At 60.9% G+C, this 19524-nt stretch carries 14 protein-coding genes and 1 pseudogene; 10 read left to right on the top strand and 5 right to left on the bottom strand.

The window, feature by feature from the left end; all coding sequences use genetic code 11:
• Position 1: 1 nt before the first annotated feature.
• The 5 genes and pseudogenes from AC1RKH_RS18450 to AC1RKH_RS18430 all read left to right on the top strand — a co-directional run bounded on the left by AC1RKH_RS18450 (position 2) and on the right by AC1RKH_RS18430 (position 7219).
• Positions 2 to 1417, top strand: a complete 1416-nt coding sequence (locus AC1RKH_RS18450; RefSeq protein ID WP_493061768.1) for a Y-family DNA polymerase — start codon at positions 2 to 4, stop codon at positions 1415 to 1417.
• Positions 1393 to 4491 carry an error-prone DNA polymerase gene (locus AC1RKH_RS18445; RefSeq protein WP_493061769.1) on the top strand — a complete coding sequence of 1033 codons (3099 nt, stop codon included), beginning with the start codon at positions 1393 to 1395 and terminating at the stop codon, positions 4489 to 4491. Before AC1RKH_RS18450 ends, AC1RKH_RS18445 begins: the two co-directional genes overlap by 25 nt.
• A gap of 203 nt (positions 4492 to 4694) precedes the next feature.
• Positions 4695 to 4852, top strand: a pseudogene (locus tag AC1RKH_RS18440) (CsgG/HfaB family protein); the annotation flags it as partial.
• Positions 4853 to 5102: 250 nt separating this feature from the next.
• Positions 5103 to 6821 (top strand): ATP-binding protein, encoded by a 1719-nt coding sequence (locus AC1RKH_RS18435; RefSeq protein WP_493061770.1) that lies wholly within the window; start codon positions 5103 to 5105, stop codon positions 6819 to 6821.
• Positions 6822 to 6979: 158 nt separating this feature from the next.
• A complete protein-coding gene (locus AC1RKH_RS18430) occupies positions 6980 to 7219 on the top strand; it encodes an HP1242/YdcH family protein (RefSeq protein WP_123425937.1) in 240 nt (79 codons plus the stop codon).
• 64 nt (positions 7220 to 7283) lie between these two features.
• Here AC1RKH_RS18430 and AC1RKH_RS18425 read toward each other — a convergent pair whose 3' ends face one another.
• Both AC1RKH_RS18425 and AC1RKH_RS18420 read right to left on the bottom strand, forming a co-directional pair.
• Positions 7284 to 8438 carry a sterol desaturase/SRPBCC family protein gene (locus AC1RKH_RS18425; protein ID WP_493061771.1) on the bottom strand — a complete coding sequence of 385 codons (1155 nt, stop codon included), beginning with the start codon at positions 8436 to 8438 and terminating at the stop codon, positions 7284 to 7286.
• A gap of 112 nt (positions 8439 to 8550) precedes the next feature.
• Positions 8551 to 9414 carry a LysR family transcriptional regulator gene (locus tag AC1RKH_RS18420; RefSeq protein ID WP_493061772.1) on the bottom strand — a complete coding sequence of 288 codons (864 nt, stop codon included), beginning with the start codon at positions 9412 to 9414 and terminating at the stop codon, positions 8551 to 8553.
• A 140-nt stretch (positions 9415 to 9554) separates the two neighbouring features.
• Between AC1RKH_RS18420 and AC1RKH_RS18415 the strand changes: the two genes are divergently transcribed.
• Positions 9555 to 12179 carry an MGH1-like glycoside hydrolase domain-containing protein gene (locus AC1RKH_RS18415; protein WP_493061773.1) on the top strand — a complete coding sequence of 875 codons (2625 nt, stop codon included), beginning with the start codon at positions 9555 to 9557 and terminating at the stop codon, positions 12177 to 12179.
• Positions 12180 to 12196: 17 nt separating this feature from the next.
• Here AC1RKH_RS18415 and AC1RKH_RS18410 read toward each other — a convergent pair whose 3' ends face one another.
• The 3 genes from AC1RKH_RS18410 to AC1RKH_RS18400 all read right to left on the bottom strand — a co-directional run bounded on the left by AC1RKH_RS18410 (position 12197) and on the right by AC1RKH_RS18400 (position 15977).
• Positions 12197 to 13915 (bottom strand): hydrogenase maturation protein, encoded by a 1719-nt coding sequence (locus AC1RKH_RS18410; protein WP_493061774.1) that lies wholly within the window; start codon positions 13913 to 13915, stop codon positions 12197 to 12199.
• Between the two features lie 455 nt (positions 13916 to 14370).
• On the bottom strand, positions 14371 to 14736 hold the full coding sequence (locus AC1RKH_RS18405) for a DUF6124 family protein (protein WP_401120431.1): 366 nt from the start codon (positions 14734 to 14736) through the stop codon (positions 14371 to 14373).
• A 332-nt stretch (positions 14737 to 15068) separates the two neighbouring features.
• Positions 15069 to 15977, bottom strand: coding sequence for a LysR family transcriptional regulator (locus tag AC1RKH_RS18400; protein WP_493064544.1), 909 nt, complete (start codon positions 15975 to 15977; stop codon positions 15069 to 15071).
• Positions 15978 to 16078: 101 nt separating this feature from the next.
• Between AC1RKH_RS18400 and AC1RKH_RS18395 the strand changes: the two genes are divergently transcribed.
• The 4 genes from AC1RKH_RS18395 (at position 16079) to AC1RKH_RS18380 (ending at position 19422) form a co-directional block, all read left to right on the top strand.
• Positions 16079 to 17170, top strand: a complete 1092-nt coding sequence (locus tag AC1RKH_RS18395) for a polyamine ABC transporter substrate-binding protein (RefSeq protein WP_493064543.1) — start codon at positions 16079 to 16081, stop codon at positions 17168 to 17170.
• Between the two features lie 13 nt (positions 17171 to 17183).
• Positions 17184 to 18143 (top strand): agmatinase, encoded by a 960-nt coding sequence (gene speB / locus AC1RKH_RS18390; RefSeq protein WP_493064542.1) that lies wholly within the window; start codon positions 17184 to 17186, stop codon positions 18141 to 18143.
• A gap of 169 nt (positions 18144 to 18312) precedes the next feature.
• Positions 18313 to 19029: a helix-turn-helix transcriptional regulator gene (locus AC1RKH_RS18385; RefSeq protein ID WP_123424910.1), complete on the top strand. Its 717-nt coding sequence runs from the start codon at positions 18313 to 18315 to the stop codon at positions 19027 to 19029.
• A 51-nt stretch (positions 19030 to 19080) separates the two neighbouring features.
• The gene (locus tag AC1RKH_RS18380) at positions 19081 to 19422 is read left to right on the top strand and encodes a nuclear transport factor 2 family protein (RefSeq protein WP_145016865.1); all 342 of its coding nucleotides are present in this window, start codon (positions 19081 to 19083) and stop codon (positions 19420 to 19422) included.
• Positions 19423 to 19524: the final 102 nt, after the last annotated feature.

The following is a 19524-nucleotide window of genomic DNA, read 5'->3' as shown; positions in this document are numbered from 1 at the left end:
CATGCGCTGGGTCTGTATCCTTTTCCCGCAGCTGGCGCTGGACGCGGTGTTGCGTCAGCGCAGCGATCCTGATGAACCGCTGGCGCTGCTGAGCGGGCCGGCGCAGCGGCGGGTGTTGCAGGCGGTCAATGAGCCGGCGCGGGCACTGGGGTTGCGCCCGGGCCAGTCGATGGCTGCCGCCCAGGCCTTGAGCAAAGCCTTTGCCAGCACCGACTATGACGTGGCCGAAATCGAGCATTGGCAACAGTTTCTCGCCGCCTGGGCCTATCGCTTCAGCTCCCAGGTCAGCGTGCATTACCCGCGTGCCGTGCTGTTTGAAATCGAGTCGAGCCTGGGGTTGTTCGGGCCCTGGCCGCAGTTCGAGGCGCGGTTACGCGCAGAACTCACGGCGCTGGGTTTTCGCCATCGACTGGTCGCGGCACCCAATCCGCTGGCCGCCCGGATCCTGGCCAATGCCTACGACGGTCTGGCGGTGCCGGACAATGAAACACTGCGGCAATTGCTCGGGCAGATGCCCATCGAGCGGATCGGACTTGAGCAAACGGTCGCCACTGCACTGTCGCGCATGGGCTTGCGCACCTTGAGCCAGGTTCAGGCGCTGCCGCGTCAAACCCTGGCCCGACGCTTCGAAGCGCAAGTGCTCAAGCACCTCGATACCTTATTGGGCGAACGGCCGCTGGCCTTGGGGTTTTATCTGCCGCCGGATCGTTTCGACGTGCGGATCGAGCTGAATTTCGATGTGCAATCCCATCAGGCATTGCTGTTCCCCTTACGCCGGCTGACCGGCGATCTTTCGGCGTTTTTGTGTGGCCGGGACAGCGGCGTGCAGCGCTTTGACCTGCACCTGGAACACGCCGGGTTGCCGGATACGCTGATCAAGGTCGGCCTGCTGAGCGCCGAGCGCGATCCGGCGATGCTCTTCGAACTGGCTCGGGGTCGGCTGGAACAGGTGCAGGTCGAGGCGCCGGTGCGCGGTTTTCGTCTGTCGGCGCAGGACTTGCCGAGCTTCGTCCCGCAGCGCCGGGAGCTGTTCGACGAGCGACCGCAGCAATCCTTGCCCTGGGAGCAACTGCGCGAACGCCTGCGTGCACGGCTGGGGGACGAGGCGGTGCAGGGGCTGGGTTTTCAGGCCGACCATCGACCGGAGCGTGCATGGCAGCCGAGTGCGCAGAGTCAGGTCTGTCCGGTGCTGGCTGATGTGCAACGTCCCGGCTGGTTGCTGCCCGAACCGCTGCCCGTGCATGAAGGCACGGCGCGCATCCTCATGGGGCCGGAGCGCATCGAGTCCGGTTGGTGGGATGGCGCTGATGTGCGCCGCGATTACTACCTGATCGAAACCCGCGCAGGCTCGAAGGCCTGGGCTTATCGTGCGGTGGGCGAGGCCGGGCCGCTGTGGCTGCAAGGCTGGTTCGCATGAGCGCCGACTATGCCGAGCTGCACTGCCTGTCGAACTTCAGTTTCCAACGGGGTGCATCGAGTGCCCGCGAGCTGTTCGAACGGGCCAAACGCCAGGGTTACCAGGCCTTGGCGATCACCGACGAGTGCACCCTGGCCGGTATCGTCCGTGCCTGGCAAGCGGCCAAGGCGCTGGAGTTGCCGCTGATCATCGGCAGTGAAATGCGCATCGAGAATGGCCCGAAGCTGGTGCTGTTGGTGGAAAACCTTGAGGGTTATCAGGCCCTGTGTCGGCTGATCACCCACGCCCGGCGGCGCACGGAAAAGGGTCAGTACCGGGTGCTGCGTGAAGACTTCAGCGAGCCATTGCCCGGGCTGCTGGCGTTGTGGGTGCCGGATACGGTCGATGCGCTGGAACACGGCGCCTGGCTTAAAGGTATTTTCGGCGAGCGGCTGTGGTTGGCGATTGAGTTGCACTGCGGGCAGAACGACGTCCGGCGTCTGGCCGATTTGCAGGCCCTGGCTGCCCGCTTGCAGATTCCGGCGGTGGCCAGCGGTGATGTGCACATGCACGCCCGTGGCCGCCGCGCGTTGCAGGACACCATGACGGCGATTCGTCTGCATGTGCGGGTCGCCGACGCCGGGCAGCGTTTGCATCCCAATGGCGAGCGACACTTGCGCAGCCTTGAGGCGTTGCGCGAGCTGTATCCAGAGTCGTTGCTTGAAGAAACGCTGAGCATTGCCCGACGCTGCACCTTCGATCTCGGTCAGTTGCGCTACCAATACCCGCGTGAACTGGTGCCCGAAGGGCAGACCCCGACTTCCTGGCTACGCCGGTTGACCGAACAGGGCCTGAGCAGACGTTGGCCTGAGGGGCCGGACAGCACGGTCATGGCGCTGATCGAAAAGGAACTGAAGCTGATCGCCGAGCTCGGTTACGAGAGTTACTTCCTCACCGTCGAAGACATCGTCAGCTTCGCCCGCAGCCAGCGCATTCTGTGTCAGGGGCGTGGTTCGGCCGCCAACTCGGCGGTGTGTTACGCCTTGGGCATCACCGAAATCGACCCGAGCCGGACGAGCATGCTGTTCGAGCGCTTCCTCTCCAAAGAGCGCAACGAGCCGCCGGATATCGACGTCGACTTCGAGCATGAGCGCCGCGAAGAAGTCTTGCAGTACGTGTTCCAGCGTTACGGCCGGACCCGGGCCGCGTTGACGGCGGTGGTCAGCACTTACCACGGTGCCGGCGCGATTCGCGACGTGGCCAAGGCCCTTGGTTTGCCGCCGGATCAGGTCAACGCGCTGGCCGATTGTTGCGGCCATTGGAGCGACGATGTACCGCCGCTGGAGCGTTTGCGTGAAGGTGGCTTCGACCCGGACAGCCCGGTGCTGCGCCAGGTGCTGAGCCTGACCCGGCAGTTGATCGGCTTCCCCCGACATCTGTCCCAGCATCCGGGCGGTTTCGTGATTTCCGAGCAGCCGCTGGACAGCCTGGTGCCGGTGGAAAATGCGGCCATGGCCGAGCGCACGATCATCCAGTGGGACAAGGACGACCTGGACATGGTCGGCCTGCTCAAGGTCGACATTCTCGCCCTCGGCATGCTCAGCGCCATTCGTCGCTGCTTCGACTTGCTGCGCGACCATCGCGGGCGGGACCTGAGCCTGGCCAACATACCGTCCGAGGACCGGCAAACCTACGAGATGATCAGCCGCGCCGACACCATCGGGGTGTTCCAGATCGAGTCCCGGGCGCAGATGTCGATGTTGCCCCGGCTCAAACCCCAAAACTTTTATGACCTGGTGATCGAGGTAGCCATCGTCCGTCCCGGCCCGATCCAGGGCGGGATGGTGCACCCGTACCTGCGGCGACGTAACAAGGAAGAACCTGAAACCTACCCCTCGGTGAAGCTGGAGGCCGTGCTCAAGCGCACCCTCGGTGTGCCGTTGTTTCAGGAGCAGGTCATGCAGATTGCGATTGTGGCCGCCGACTACAGCCCCGGCGAGGCTGATCAGTTGCGCCGTTCCATGGCGGCCTGGAAGCGCCATGGCGGCCTTGAACCGCACCAGAAACGCCTTCGTGAAGGCATGCTGAAAAACGGTTACACGGAGGAATTCGCCGCGCAGATCTTCGAGCAGATCAAGGGCTTTGGCAGCTACGGTTTTCCCGAATCCCACGCCGCCAGTTTCGCCTTGCTGACCTACGCCAGTTGCTGGTTGAAATGCCATGAACCGGCGGCGTTCGCCTGTGCGCTGATCAACAGCTGGCCGATGGGTTTCTACAGTCCGGACCAGATTCTCCAGGACGCTCGCCGGCATCATTTGCAGATCCGCCCGGTGGACGTGGCCGCCAGCGACTGGGATTGCAGCCTGGAGCCGACTGACGGCGAGCAACCGGCGATTCGCTTGGGGTTGCGCATGATCAAGGGCTTTCGTGAAGACGACGCCCGGCGTATCGAAACGGCGCGTTTGCGAGGCGAATTCATCGACATCGCCGACCTTGGCGAGCGCGCCCGACTCGATGCTCGTGCGCAAGAGCAACTGGCCGATGCCGGAGCCTTGCGCAGGCTGGCCGGTGATCGCCATCGCGCACGCTGGGAGGTGGCGGGGGTACAGAAACAACTTGGATTGTTCGCCGGGTTACCGAGCCAGGAAGAGCCTTGCGTGGTGTTGCCCAAGCCGACCGTGAGCGAAGACCTGCAAGCCGACTACAGCTGTGTTGGCACCACACTCGGCCCGCATCCGCTGGCATTGTTGCGCGATGAGTTACGTGCCCGACGTTGCCGAAGCTCACGGGAACTGCTTGAAGTCGAACATGGGCGCAACGTCAGCATCGCCGGCCTGGTCACCGGCCGCCAACGCCCGGGCACGGCCAGTGGTGTGACTTTCGTGACCCTTGAAGACGAGTTCGGCAACATCAATGTCGTGGTCTGGCGCGACCTCGCCGAGCGTCAACGCAAAGCACTGATTGGCTCGCAACTGCTCAAGGTCGACGGGCGCTGGGAAAAAGTCGGCGAAGTCCGGCACCTGATCGCCGGACGCTTGAGTGACCTGAGTCCGTTGCTCAACGGCATCAGCGTGCATAGCCGGGATTTTCACTAGTCGCCATGATCATTCAAGAAACTGACGCCCAAAAAATTTAAACACTGTCTTCAGTGATGGCACTTTGGCGTAATGCCGCCCGCCGACGTCCCGCACGTCGATTGTCGATTCGAATCCCCACCGCTTTTCGCCACCGCGCCCAGCAGTGGCTGGGCACGGCCATGCCGGGATAAACCGTTTTTCAGAAGGAATGCACAGTGAGAATGATCTCTCGAATGGCGGTGTCAGGGGCAGCGATTGCCGTATTGGGTGCAATCGCCGGGTGTGCGACCGAAAGCTCTCGGGCATTGCCGGTAGAAAAGTTGGAAACGCCAGTCATGCCTATTCCGGTGTTCGAGTGCCAATGGCGGTCGGCAAGTTCGTACGGACCGCGTTCGCCGAAGTACGGCACCGACTGATCTTGTAGACCTGCTACGCCGGCTATATAAAATCTGTCCACGCTTGCAACAACCGTGGAGGTGTAGCGCATTCAGGTTGCCAGGTGCTGGCAATCTGAATGAGTTATACAACAATGAAACCATCAGCGTCGGTCGCGCTCTCAACCTTTGAGCGTTGGCCCTCCTGCGTCGACCCGTTGTTCCACTTTTGCGTTTTGCGCACCGAGTCAGCCGATGCAGTTTCTATCTGAAAGCCATGGGTGTCGCGGCTGGAGCGGTGAAATGGCCGGGCGTATCCGCGCGTTCGACTGGACCCTCACCGAGCTTGGCCGCATCGATACCTGGTCAAAGAGTCTGCGCAGCACGGTGCAGTTGCTGCTGGCTTCACCCGTGCCGTTGGTGATCCTCTGGGGTCGACCCGGTTACATGATTTACAACGACGCTTACTCGGTGTTTGCTGGCGGCCGCCATCCCTATCTGCTGGGTTCGCCGGTTGAACTCGGCTGGCCGGAAGTCGCCGAATTCAACCGCGGTGTGCTTGATACGTGCCTGGCCGGTGGCACTTTGTCTTATCGCAACAAAGAGCTGGATCTGTTGCGCAACGGTAAACCCGAAGCCGTGTTCATGGACCTCTATTACAGTCCGGTGGCCGGTGACGACGGGGTGCCTGCCGGGGTTATGGCGGTTGTTGTCGAAACCACCGCTCACGTAACGTCCGAGCGCCTGCGCCAACAAGCCGAAGCGGCCTACCGCGCCGATAACGAGAACCTGGAGCAACGGGTCGCGGATGAAGTCGAGGCGCGACTGGCCGCCGAAGAGCAATTGCGTCAGTCGCAGAAGCTTGAAGCGATTGGCGGGCTGACCGGTGGCGTTGCCCATGACTTCAACAACCTGTTGCAAGTGATCGCCGGCAACCTGCACCTGCTGGCGCGCCATGAACGCGATAACCCGAACGTGCAGCGCCGGGTCAGTGCGGCGATTGCTGCGGTCGAGCGCGGCGCCACGCTGTCGGCGCAATTGCTCGCTTTTGCCCGCCGCCAGCCGTTGTCCCCGGCAGTCTATAACCCCCGGCACATCTTTGAAGGTCTGGGGGAGCTGCTACAACGGGCGTTGGGCGAAACCATTCACATCGACGTGCAATTGCCGAACGATCCCTGGTGCATTCACGTCGATCGCAATCAACTGGAAAACGCGTTGCTGAACCTGGCGATCAATGCGCGAGACGCCCTGCAGGGTGAAGGGACGATCATTATCAGTGGCGCAAACGTTGTGCTGGATCGCGCATTTTGCGTGGGCAAGGGCATCAGCACCGGTGATTACGTGCGCCTGTCGGTGGTCGACACAGGCGAGGGCATGGATGTTGCGACGCTCAAACAGGCCTTCGAACCGTTTTTTACCACCAAGGCTGACGGGCATGGCACGGGCCTGGGATTGAGCATGGTGTTTGGTTTCGTCAAGCAGAGCGGCGGCCATATCGACATTGCCAGCCGCAGGGGGCAGGGCACGCGGGTTCAGATGTATTTCCCTCGCACTGAGCGGCCGGCAACCCGCGAGTTGCCGACACGCGGCGCTCAACACAGCGGCGGGCACGAGACTATTCTAGTGGTTGAGGACAACGAAGAAGTGCGCAGCGCGGCGGTCGAGTTTCTGCAGCAATCGGGCTACCAGGTGTTGATCGCGGCCAATGGCGACTGCGCCATGCAAATGTTGCTGGAGGGGGTGGCGGTGGACCTGATCTTCACCGACGTGGTCATGCCCGGGCTGATCAAAAGCTCGGACCTGGCGTCCTGGGCCAAGGTCCAGACGCCGCCGGTGGCGGTGCTCTTCACTTCGGGCCACACCCGCGACATCATTTCGCACAACCATCAGCTCAGCCCCGATACCCATTTGCTGAGCAAGCCTTATAGCCCGGATACGCTCATGGCGATGATTCGAAACGTCCTTGGCGGCTGACGGTTACAGTTTGCTGTCGGTAGCGATAAAGGCACGTCCGACCAGCGGGCACCGCTGGTCTGATTGATAGTCGACAGCAACCGCCGAGCGAGGCCATTCTGATAACTGGCGAGCGCGTGCAAAGGCGTTCGCCACCGATCAACAAACGGAGGTGTTCCATGCCGGTGAACCATGACCTGTATCAGGACCTGAGCTGCTCAAAGGAAGTCATTCAGCAAAAGCGTGCCAATGATCCCCACCTGAACGCGCTGCTGGATAAATATTCGGATATCGACAAGCTGGTCCTGAAGGCAGAAGCCCAGGCTCTGGCAGATGACGAAGTGAGGAAGCTCAAGGAAAAGCGCCTTTCGATCAAAGACGAAATATCCCGGAGTTTGAACGGTACTGCCAGAACGTGACCAACGTATGGGGGCGCAGTGTCGCCCCCTGTTCGGCAGCCTGATCTAATGGTTGTAACGCTAATCAGGCGACTACCCCCGTCTGGGCCGGGATCGTCCGTTGCGCCATATCGCGCAGCGCCAGCATCGAGGCCGCCGATTCGTGTTCGATACGCCGCTTGAGCAACAGTTGATTGGCCAGGCGCATCCGCCATCCGCTGAAGCGATATTCCAGGGTGCGAACGAAGCGTGTGCCATCACCCTCGCTGGCGCATTCATACGTCACCAGCAGTTCCAGGCCATGATCACCCTGAGCCCGAGCGCTCCAGCGGCGGCCCGGCAGGTATTCGTTGACCTCCCAGCTCAAATGCCCGGCACGCCCGCCAGCATGAATCTCCTCTACAAAACGTGACCCCGCGTGCAGCGGCCCTTGTTGGCCGTCGACTTTCAGCGATGAAGGGTGCCACTCGGGCCAATGCATCGCGGTGCTGGCGTAGGCGAGCACGGCGATTGGGTCGCGCGCGATGTCGATCTGGTGCTGCATGCGGGTCATCGGCGCTCGCCTCGTTTGAAGGTGCGAATGATCGGGTTCGTCTTCCCAGTACAGCGTGCCGAAAAGGTAGTCCATCAGCGGCAAAACGATATTGAAATTGCGCTCCTGCATCAGCTCGCGACGATGATGCAGTTCGTGCAGACGGCGCATCTGGCGAATCCACGGCAGTCGGGTGAAGGGATTGCTCGGCGGCAGATGTTCGCAGGCGTGAAACACCTCGTAGGTCAGGTAGCCGAGGATCATGCAGCCTGCGAACAGCCCGGCGACGTTGCCATTGAGGTGTTGGAGCAGCCACCAGGCGGGCAGGGTGATTACCAGGCTGTGCAGCACGATCAGCCAGGCCGGAAACAGAATCACCCGCCAGTCGCGCACCGTGTCGTAGGTCATGTGGTTGGGGGTGAAAAAACTGTGGTGATCGCCGGCGTGCCGGGCGTAGAACAGCCGCGCAAAGGTCCTTTTGTGATGGCCCAGATGCCGGTGCACGAGGTAGACCGCGAAATTGAAAAACAGCAACGTCAGCGGCACCGCCAGCCATTCCAGCGGTTGCACCTGATGCACGGTGCTCCAGAACAGCGTGATACCCAGCACCCCGAAGGCCAGTACAAAACCACCGTGCAGCCACGGGTTGTAGAGCCGATGAATGTCAGCTCGATAGCGTGCACGAAACGCCTGCGTGGTTTGCCTCACCGCGATCACCTGTTGTCGTTGTTATAAAAGCAAGACTAGTCGCGGCGAAATTATCTGGCCAATGGATGTTGGGAATGGGTGGGTATTCACGCCGAACGGCCGTGAATGTTGTTTAGATCAAGGGGTTCCAGCGTTGCGACCAGTCGCTGTCGGTCTTGACCAGTTCTCGTAACAACTCGAACGCCTGTTGCAGCACCGTCGAGTCGCGATCCCGCGAGTACACCAGATACGTCGGGTAGCTGAATTCCGGGGCTTTGGGTACCCGTTCCAGCACACCGCTGTCGAGGTAGGTCTGGACCACCCGAGTGCGGAAATAACCGGCGCCACCGTTTTGCAGGATGTATTGCAGCGCGAGAGGGCCGAGGTTGAAGCTCAACGCGGCTTTGGCCTTGTCCGGCAGCGCCGCGTCGTGCTGGCGGCGAAACTCCTTGCCCCAGTCGATATAGACATAGGGCTCGGGCCTGGACGGCAGGCGCACCTGGATGAGTTTTTCCTCCAGCAGTTGCTCCACTTGCAGCCGTGGCCAGTACTCGGGTTGAAATACCAGCGCGGCATCCAGCACGCCCATTTCCAGCTGACGCAGCAGGTTTTCGCCGTCGCGGATTTCCGTGCGCAACGCATGGCTGGGGATCTTCTCGCGCAATTCACGGGCCCAACTGAGCATCAACGGGTTGCACAAACTGACCTCGCCGCCGATGTGCAGCACATTGCGGTAGCCTTCCGGTAACGGTAGATCCCGACGCGCCGCTTCCCAGGTTTGCACCAACTGATTGGCGTAGACCACGAAGGCTTCGCCGTCCGCAGTCAGGCGAGCACCGGCGCGGTTGCGCACGAACAGGGTGCTGGCGAGTTGGCTTTCGAGCTTCTGCACCCGCGCGGTGATCGCGGTCTGGGTGACGTGGAGCTTTTCGGCGGCGGCCGCAAGACTGCCGCAGCGAACGATTTCCAGAAAGGTACGGGCGAGATCGATGTCCATAAGCAGTCGCTGACGTAAAGAGCCCAGCAGTGTAGAGCAAGCGTCAGCCTGAACTCGAGCTGAATGCTACGGATGCGGCGTGCATCGGCGCGAGTCCTCGCTCTACACTGCAAAAGACCCCAATAACAACGGACGTTCCCATGACAGCAAAGTCGGCCGCGAACATGCTCGACACCGTCGAAGGCCAACGTTTGGCGGGTGATGAGGCTGAGCGCTGGCGCGAGTGGGGGCCGTACTTGAGTGAGCGGCAGTGGGGCACGGTGCGCGAGGATTACAGCGCCGATGGCGACGCCTGGAGGTATTTTCCGCATGAGCATGCCCGCAGCCGGGCTTATCGTTGGGGCGAGGACGGGTTGGCGGGGTTCTGCGACCGAGCCCAGCACTGGTGCATCGGGTTGGGGCTGTGGAACGAACGCGATCCGATTCTCAAGGAACGTCTGTTTGGCCTGAACAATGCCGAAGGCAATCACGGCGAGGACGTCAAAGAGCTGTATTTCTACGTCGACGGGGTACCGAGCCATGCCTACATGCGCATGCTCTACAAGTACCCGCAGCGGGCGTTTCCCTATGCCGACCTGGTGGCCGAGAACGCTCGTCGCGGGCTGGACGATGGCGAGTATGAAATCCTTGATACCGGCGTGTTTGACGACGATCGCTACTTTGATGTGACGGTGGAATACGCCAAGTGCAGCCCGGACGACCTGTTGATGCGGGTCACCGTGCACAACCGTTCGGATCAGCCGGCGCGTCTGCGAGTACTGCCGCAGGTGTGGGCGCGCAACACCTGGAGTTGGGGCGGTGACAGGCACATGCCCAGCCTGACGCTGACCGGCGACTCGGTCATGGCGCAGCACCCGATGTTGGCGGACCGGCAACTCAGCGCCTGGGGCGAGGCGGGGTGCGAGTGGCTGTTCTGCGACAACCAGACCAATCATCCGAAACTCGATGGTACGCCAGCCAACGGCCCGTTCAAGGATGGCATCAACGATTATCTGGTGGACGGCGCCGCTGCTGCTATCCGTCGTGATTCGGGCACTCGGGTGGCCGCGCATTTCGTTCTGGAACTGGACGGGCTGGCGAGCAAAAGCGTCTACCTGCGTTTCGCTCCGGTTCGCGCGCCCAAGGTCAACGCCAAGGCCCTGTTCGAGCGTCGCCGCTCTGAAGCCGATGACTATTACGCCGTGCTGCAAGCCCGGATGCCCGATCCAGACGCGCGTAACGTTCAGCGTCAGGCGCTGGCCGGGCTGCTCTGGTCCAAGCAGCTGTATTACTTTGACGTCAATCGATGGCTCGACGGCGACCCCGGTCAACCGTCGCCACCGCCCGGGCGGCTGCATATCCGCAACACTCATTGGCGGCATTTGTCGAACGCCGACATCGTTTCCATGCCCGACACCTGGGAATATCCTTGGTACGCCTCGTGGGACCTGGGTTTTCAGGCCGTTGCTTATGCGCTGATCGATCCAGGTTTTGCCAAGCATCAACTGCTGCTGTTGGTCAAAGACCGCTTCATGCACCCCAACGGCCAGTTGCCGGCCTACGAGTGGCGTTTCGACGATGCCAACCCGCCGGTGCATGCCTGGGCCAGTTGGCGGGTGTATCAGCGTGACAAGGCCTTGACCGGTGTCGGCGATATGGATTTTCTCGAGCGGATCTTCCACAAGCTGCTGCTGAATTTTTCCTGGTGGGTCAACCGCAAGGATGCCGAAGGTCGCAACCTGTTCCAGGGCGGGTTTCTGGGGCTGGACAACATTGCGCTGTTCGATCGTTCGGCCGTGTTACCGCCCGGTTTTCAACTGGATCAGGCCGACGGCACGGCGTGGGTTGCGGCGTATGCGCTGGACTTGATGCGCATCGCCCTGGAACTGGCCAAGCGCAATCCGGTGTACGTCGACATCGCAGTGAAGTTCTTCGAGCACTTCCTCTACATCGCTGGCGCCATCAACCGGGTGGACTATGCCGATGAAGGTTTGTGGGATGAGCAGGATCAGTTTTTCTACGACGTTCTGCACCGTCCCGACGGGGTCAACGAACCGCTGCGACTGCGCTCCATCGTCGGCTTGATGCCGCTGTTTGCGGTGCAGGTGCTGGAACAGCACGAGCACGAAGGGTTGCCGGGTTTGCGTGAACGATTATTGGGGTTCATGCACCACCGGCCGGATCTGGCGAGTCTGGTTTCACGCTGGACCGAACCCGGAGAAGGCAATCGTATGCTGCTTGCGCTGTTGCGTGGCGAGCGCACCAAGGACCTGCTCAAACGCATGCTCGATGAGGCTGAGTTTCTCTCCGAATTCGGCGTTCGCTCCTTGTCCAAAGCCTTTGCCGAACATCCCTTTGGCATGCAGATCAACGGTAATAAACTGTGTGCCCACTATGAGCCGGCGGAATCCGGTTCGCGGCTGTACGGTGGTAATTCCAACTGGCGCGGGCCGTTGTGGATGCCGATCAACTACATGCTGATTGAGTCGTTGCGTGAGTTTCATCGGTACTACGACGAAAACTTTTCGGTCGAATACCCCAGTGGTTCAGGTTATCTGGCGTCGCTTGCCGAGGTGGCCGACAGCTTGAGTCAGCGCCTGACTCGGCTGTTTCTGCGGGATGAAAACGGTAGCCGACCGTCGATGGCCGGCTTCGCGCAGCTCCAGGCCGACCCGTTGAGCCGTGACCTGGTGCTGTTTCATGAGTACTTCCACGGCGAAACCGGCCGTGGCCTTGGCGCGTCCCATCAAACCGGTTGGAGCGCGCTGGTGGCATTGTTGTTGTAATTATTGTAGGGGGGTAATCAAGCGATCAGCGTCGCCTCACGCTCCAATGCCCACGGCGCAATCAAGCGCTGCGGGGTCTGGCAGGTTTTGCGCTTGAACACGAAGTTACGGCACTTCTCGGCGAACTGTTGGCGGTTGTGCACCATGTCCAGTTGCATCTGTGCCAGCTCGACCTCACGACAGTGTTCGATCTGCTGAAGGTCCATGCTGGCTTTGCGCGCTCGTAACGCCGCGTACTTTTCATCGGTCAACGCGCTGTTGGCCTGTTGCAGTAGCCATTGGCTGAACTCGCGCGGGCAGCGCGGGCCGATGTCCTGAATCATCCCCAATTGCCAGGCCTGAAACGCGCTGATCGGCAAGCATTCTTCGGTGAGCTTATGCGCAACTTCGCTGCCCACTGCGCGGGGCAGGCTGTAGGTCCAGTACTCGGAGCCATACAGGCCCATGGTTTTGTAATGCGGATTGAGCACCACACCGGCTCGGGCGAACACTATATCGGCGGCCAGCGCCAGCATCACGCCGCCGGCTCCGGCGCCGCCGGTCAGACCGCTGACCACCAGTTGCCGGGCGGTCAGCAGTTCCTGGCAGACATCGTCGATCGCCTGAATATTGGCCCAGGCTTCCAGCCCCGGCACCTTGGCTGCCTGAATGACATTGAGGTGCACGCCATTGGAAAAGCTCCCGCGACCGCCCTTGATCAGCAGCACTCGAGTGTCACGGGCCTTGGCCCAGCGCAGCGCCTCGACCAATCGCTGACACTGTTCAGTGCTCATGGCGCCGTTGTAGAACTCGAAGGTCAGTTCACCGACGTGGCCCGACTCCCGATAACGAATCGGTTGATAGGTGGCCTCGTTGAACGGCTGGTTGGCGATCGAGCCGTCCAGTACCGGAACTTCATCGAGTTGCCCGGCCAGCACATGCCGCGCTGGCAACTTGAACGTTTCCTCCCCGGGCTGAGCCTTGCGCTTGAGCGAGCCGACCCACAGGCTGTGATCGCCGGTCGCGACCAGTACAGCATCGTCTTGCACGGCAAGGATTTCCCCCGGCGTGCCGCTGCGTGCATCCAGATGGGCGTCGTACAGGTAATACTGCCCGCCGGCCAGACTTGCCAACACACCGGGCTGGCCGTCGGCGGCGTCAATGCTGCGTTTGATGAACCGCGCACAATCGTGCCAGCTGAAGGTTCGGTCGGCCTGTTTCATGTTGGGCTTCAGGCGTCCGATGACGTTGGGCTGCGTGTAATCGAGTGGTATCGGGACGAAATCGCTGGCGAATTTTTCCACCACATCGCGAATGCAATGGATTGCCGCGTCACTCACCGGGCCGTTGTACAGCTCGGATTTGCGCACATCGGCGGGCATGTTGAATTCATAGGTCGACCAGATCGGCCCTGCATCCATTTCTTCGACCGCCTGCAAGGCGGTAACACCCCAGCGGCTGACCTGCTGGGTGATGGCCCAATCCAGCGCACTGGCGCCACGGTCGCCGACGATGCCCGGGTGAATGATCACCACCGGGCGTTCCGGGTTGCTCCAGAGCCGTTGCGGAACCCGATCCTTGAGAAACGGGCAGATCACCAGATCGGCCGACGACTCCTCGATCTGCCGACACACCGAGGCTTCGTCGGTGAACAGCACCACACTGGGCTCATGACCCGACTGGCGCAAATCCAGCCAGGCGCGTTGGGTCAAACCGTTGAACGCCGATGACAACAAAATGATCTTCAATGACCGCATGAATAACTCTTCCCTGAGGATGCGCGGCCGGAGGCTCCCATTGAGCCGTCCCTGGCCTTTGATGGAAGCGCAAGGGTAGAGGCTGTGTTACGAGGGTTACCTGATCGAGATCAATCTTGTGTCTGCAAATCGCTCATCAGTCGACGAGTTGTTTATTGCTGTTGGTAAACCGCTTCGACTTTGTCTGACCTGAAACGACAAACCCGCCAGCCTTGTGAAAAGGTGGCGGGTTTTGTGTGTTTTGCGCGCACAGCTCAAGGGCTGGCGAGGTGGCCTGCCCTAATGCCAGTCAGTTAAGTGAACACAAAGTTCGAAACAGCAAAGATCAAATGTGGGAGCGAGCTTGCTCGCGATAGCGGTGTGACAGTAACCATTGATGCCGAATGTAAAACCGTCATCGTCGGATCGCCGCCCGGAGCAAGCTCGCTCCCACAAGAGCCCCACGGCGTTGGCCGCTACTCCGGTGGATCGAGGTGATCCAGTGCGCGATTCACGGCCAACTCGGCCAGGGAAATCATCTGCTGAATCGCCAGTGCGGTATTGCGTTTGGGGCCTTCGAGGTCGAACGCCAGATCGCTGGCCATGACATTGGCCGAGGCGAGGGTTTCGCAGGCGTGGGCCAATAGGGTTTCAGAGTCGACGTCGGGGGCGATGACGAAAATGCAGCCTGGACGTCGGTCGGCTAGCAATGCCTTGGTCTCTGGCAACACCAGGTAATGATCGAGCGCACGGTGCGCGGCGGCGTGGAGTTCTTTTGAGTCGAGGGAGGCGTAGGGGGAAACCGGATCGGTTTCAGGGGGATTCGGTGTGGCTTTGAACATGGTGAAACTCCTAAGTCTAAGTCGAGGGGAGTCGCACCCATTGCTACCAAACAAATAGGGTGGCGACTGAACACAGGTTGGTAGACCGGGACTAAGGCAACCGGCGTGCCCGAAGGCACCCTGCGCACAGCCGCCATAACAAACAACAGGCAAAATGAAACCGCCCACTGAGTGGAAATGTCGGCGCTGTGCGCCTTAGCCGAACTCGGGCTACCAAACCCGATCGCTGATAATCAGCGACACGGAAACGATAGAGGCGAGGACCAAAGCGCACAAGCCGGCGGATTCTGGCGCAGGTGTAGGCCGTGACGCAAGGTGTTGTAGCCTGTGGTTTATCCGTTGGCCGACACATTAAACGCCGCCAGCAAATCCTCTTCAAACGCCAGCTGCGCATCCCCCGGCACCTGTGCACGGTGCCGGGCCAGATGGAAGGTCACGTCGAAACTCAACGCCGGCTGGCCAACCGCTTTAAGCAAGCCTTTGTCTTCCCACGAGCGGGCGAAATGGTCGGGCAGGTAGCCAACATGCTTACCGGAAAGAATGAAGGCGAGGGTGCCTTCGACCTGTTCCGAGCGCGCCGAGCTGAGTGTGCTGTGCAGCGGCTCGTCACTGCGCAGGAAACGATAGGGGTGATCGACCCGGTCCGTGTTACGCAATGCCTCTTCATCCGGGGCGTCGTTGCTGAACAACGGATGCCCGGCTGCGCAATATAAATGCTGGGTTTCGCTGAACATCGGGCGGTAGTCGAAGGCGCTTTGCACCTGGGAGAAGTAGCCGACCGCCAGGTCCAGCCGTTGTTGCAGTAACAGCCGTTCCATTTCCGCTGGCATCGCGCTGATCAGCTCGATACGCACCGATTCATCGCGTTCACGAAAGCGTCGAATCGCCTCGGCCACCTGTTGCAACACGGACTGATCGAGGGCTTCGGACAGTCCCAGGCGCACCTCGCCGATCAATCGCCCGGCCACGCCGTTGGATTGATGGCGGAACGCTTCGATGGACTCGAACAGCCCGCGAGTCGCCAGCAAAAGCTGCTCGCCCTTGGGTGTCAGCTTGAATCCACCTTTGCCGCGACTGCACAGCCGATAGCCGAGGCGGGTTTCCAGCTTGGCCATTTGCTGGCTGATGCTTGACTGGCTCAGGCCAAGCTCGCCTTGGGCCGCGCTGAAGCCGCCGCATTCAACGACGCTGACGAACAGGCGCAGCAGGTGCAGGTCCAGATCATGCAGTTGACCGAGCATCAAACATTACTCACGGTTAAAGTCAGGATAATAAACTTAATATTTTTCCAATGTATCTTCCACTGCAAGCTGCAAGCACTTCAATCGCTCAGGTGCTTGTCATGGTTACGGCTCTCAGGTTTGCGTTTCCCGCGTTGGTGTTGGCTGCGGCCATGTCGGCGCAGGCCGAAGAAAAGGTCATCAATCTTTACAGTTGGGCCGATTACGTGGCGCCTGAAACCCTGCAACGCTTCGAGCAGGAAACCGGCATCCATGTGCGCTACGACACCTTTGACACACCGGAAGTCCTGGAAACCAAGTTGCTCACCGGCGGCAGTGGTTATGACGTGGTGGTGCCATCTTCCAGCGTGTTGGCTCGTGGGCTGGCGGCCGGGGCGTTGAAGGAAATTCCCCACGACCAGCTCAAGGGTTACGCCAACCTTGATCCGGACCTGTTGGGCAAACTTGCGGCGGTCGACCCCGGTAACCGCTACGGCGTGCCGTATACCTGGGGCACTCTAGGGCTCGGAATGAACGTCGAGGCGGTGGAGAAACGCTTGCCGGGTGTGCCGCTTAACAGCCTCGATCTGTTGTTCAAACCCGAATACGCCAGCAAGCTGAAGGATTGCGGCATCGCAATTCTCGATTCGCCGCAGGAGGTGATCGGTCTGGCGCTGCATTACCTCGGTAAAGATCCCTACAGCACTGACAAGAATGATCTGGCCGCTGCCGAAGCCTTGTTGCATCAGTTGCAGCCTTCAGTGCTGTACGTCGCAACCGGCCGGCAGATCAACGATTTGGCCAACGGCAGCGTTTGCCTCGCGCTGACCTACAACGGTGACGCCAGCATGGCTGCCGATCAGGCTCGCAAGGCCAACAAAACCTTCGAAGTCGCCTATCGGATTCCTACACAAGGCACGCTGGTCTGGCAGGACAACCTGGCGATTCCCAAGGACGCGCCACACCCGGAAGCCGCGCGGGCCTTTATCGAATTCATGCTGCGCCCCGAATCCGTCGCGGCGCTGACCAACACGCTGTTTTTCGCTACCGCCAACCAGGCTGCCACGCCCTTGGTCGATGCTGCCGTACGCAACGATCCGGACATCTATCCGCCCGCCGATGTGCGTGGCCGGTTGTATGCCGACCGCAGCATGAGCCTCAAGGACATGCGTCAGCGCACCCATCTCTGGACCACTTTCCGTACCCGTCAATAACAAGGAATACCTCATGGAAATCGCCGATCAAAACGACCAGGCCATGACCCGCGACAGTCTTTACGGGACTGCCGCCGAAAGCACCTACGCCGGTATCACCAGCTTCATGCGGCGCCGTTACAGCCGAGACCTGCGCGGTGTGGATGTGGTGGTCAGTGGCGTGCCGTTCGACACCGCCACCAGCAACCGTCCCGGTGCACGCTTCGGGCCACGCGGGATTCGCGCCGCGTCGACCGGTATTGCCTGGGAGCGTCACTGGCCCTGGACGTTTGACCCGTTCGATCATCTGGCGGTGATTGACTATGGCGATTGCGCCTTCGACTCCGGTACGCCGCAGTCGGTACCGGACAGCATCGAAGCCCACGCCGAGAAAATCCTCACGGCTGGCTGCGCGATGCTGACCTTCGGCGGCGACCATTTCATCAGTTATCCGTTGCTCAAGGCTCACGCCCGCAAACACGGCGCCTTGTCGCTGATTCATTTTGATGCCCACAGCGACACCTGGCCGGACGAAGACGGCAAGCGCATCGACCACGGCACGATGTTCTGGCACGCGGCCAAGGAAGGTCTGGTCGATCCATCGCGCTCGGTGCAGATCGGCTTGCGCACCACCAACAACGATCATCAGGGCTTTGAAGTGCTGGACGCCCGGCAAGTGCATCGGCGCGGCTGCGACGCGATCATTGAGGCGATTCGGGCTCGGGTCGGCGATAACCCGGTGTACCTGACCTTTGACATCGACTGCCTCGACCCAGCCTTCGCGCCGGGCACCGGCACACCGGTGTGCGGAGGCTTGAGCACGGTGCAAGCGCTGGAAATTCTCGGCGGGCTGCGCGGGATCAACGTGGTGGGCATGGATGTGGTGGAAGTCGCGCCGGCATATGACAGCGCGGACATTACCTCACTGGCGGCCGCGACGTTGGGGATGGAGATGCTGTGTTTGTACGCGGCTAAACATAAGGTCGATCAATAACCCTGTGGGAGCGAGCCTGCTCGCGATGACGGTTTTACATTCGGCATCAATGTTTACTGTCACACCGCTATCGCGAGCAGGCTCGCTCCCACAGGGGGTACTGCTGACAGTTTCTGACAGTGGCCTCTGCTAAGCTTCGTCGACCTTCATTCCTCAGAGCATGCTGATCGTGTCGCGTACCAGTCGTTTGTTGACCCTGTTGCAAGTGCTGCGCGGTAAAAGTCGTCCGGTGACGGCGGCGACATTGGCCAGCGAACTGGAAATCTCCGAGCGCACGCTGTACCGCGATATCGCCGAACTGACGGCTCTCGGCGCGCCGATCTTTGGCGAAGCGGGCATCGGTTATGTGCTGCGCAGCGGCTTGTTTCTGCCACCGCTGATGCTCAATGCCGACGAGACCGAGGCGGTGGTGCTGGGTTTGCGTTATGTCGATCAGCGTGGCGATGAGGTGTTGAGCAAAGCCGCCGCCGATGCGTTGGCGAAGATTGCCGCCGTGTTGGCGCCGGACGCCCAGGAGGCCTTGCGCAACCCGACGGTCTTGCCGGGGCCGCCGGGCTATGGCTATCCGCAAAATGCTGTGGAATTGAACGTGTTCCGCCAGGCGATTCGTGCGCAAGCCAAGTTGCATATCGATTACGCAGACGTGAACAAAACCCCTAGCCAGCGGCTGATCTGGCCGTTGGCGCTGGGTTTTATGAATGAGGCGCGCGTGATTGTTGCCTGGTGCGAGTTGCGCGAGGCTTTTCGAACCTTTCGTACCGACCGGATTGCCGCCGCCCGAGAGCTGGGTGAACGCTATCCGGGGCGTCGCAGTGACCTGTTGCGGGCCTGGCGCAAGGCGATGCAACTGGATGAAGCGGGGCGTTTCACTCCTGACAAGAATTGACACAGCACTGCTTTAAAATGGCTCCAGAATCAACCAACAAGGAGCCGCACCATGTCGAACCCAGCCGTTTCACTCGCACCTGCCATTGCCGCCTATATCGCTGCCGCCAATGCCCGTGACAGTTCGGCGGTCGCCAGTTTTTTCGCCGAGGATGCCAACGTTTTCGATGAGGGCGCCCATCAAGTCGGCACGCACGCCATCGCGCAATGGATGGAAGACACCGCTCGACGTTACCAGCCTCGGGTCGAAGTACTGGACGTGCAGCAGCGCACCGGCAAAGTGCTGGTCAGCAACCTGATTTCCGGCACGTTCCCCGGCAGCCCGCTGGAGTTGCGCTATGTGTTTCGCCTGAACGAGCAAGGCAAAATCGCCCGGTTGGATATCTCCCTCTAACCACACCTCCGCTGATCGTTCCCACGCTCTGCGTGGGAATGCCTCTGGGGACGCTCCGCGTCCAGTGACGCAGAGCGTCACGGGCTGCATTCCCACGCGGGA

Source organism: Pseudomonas sp. GW822-FHT06B12 (assembly GCF_058799675.1).
The sequence above is the reverse complement of the archived record's forward strand: the minus strand, read 5'-3'. Positions and strand labels throughout refer to the sequence as shown.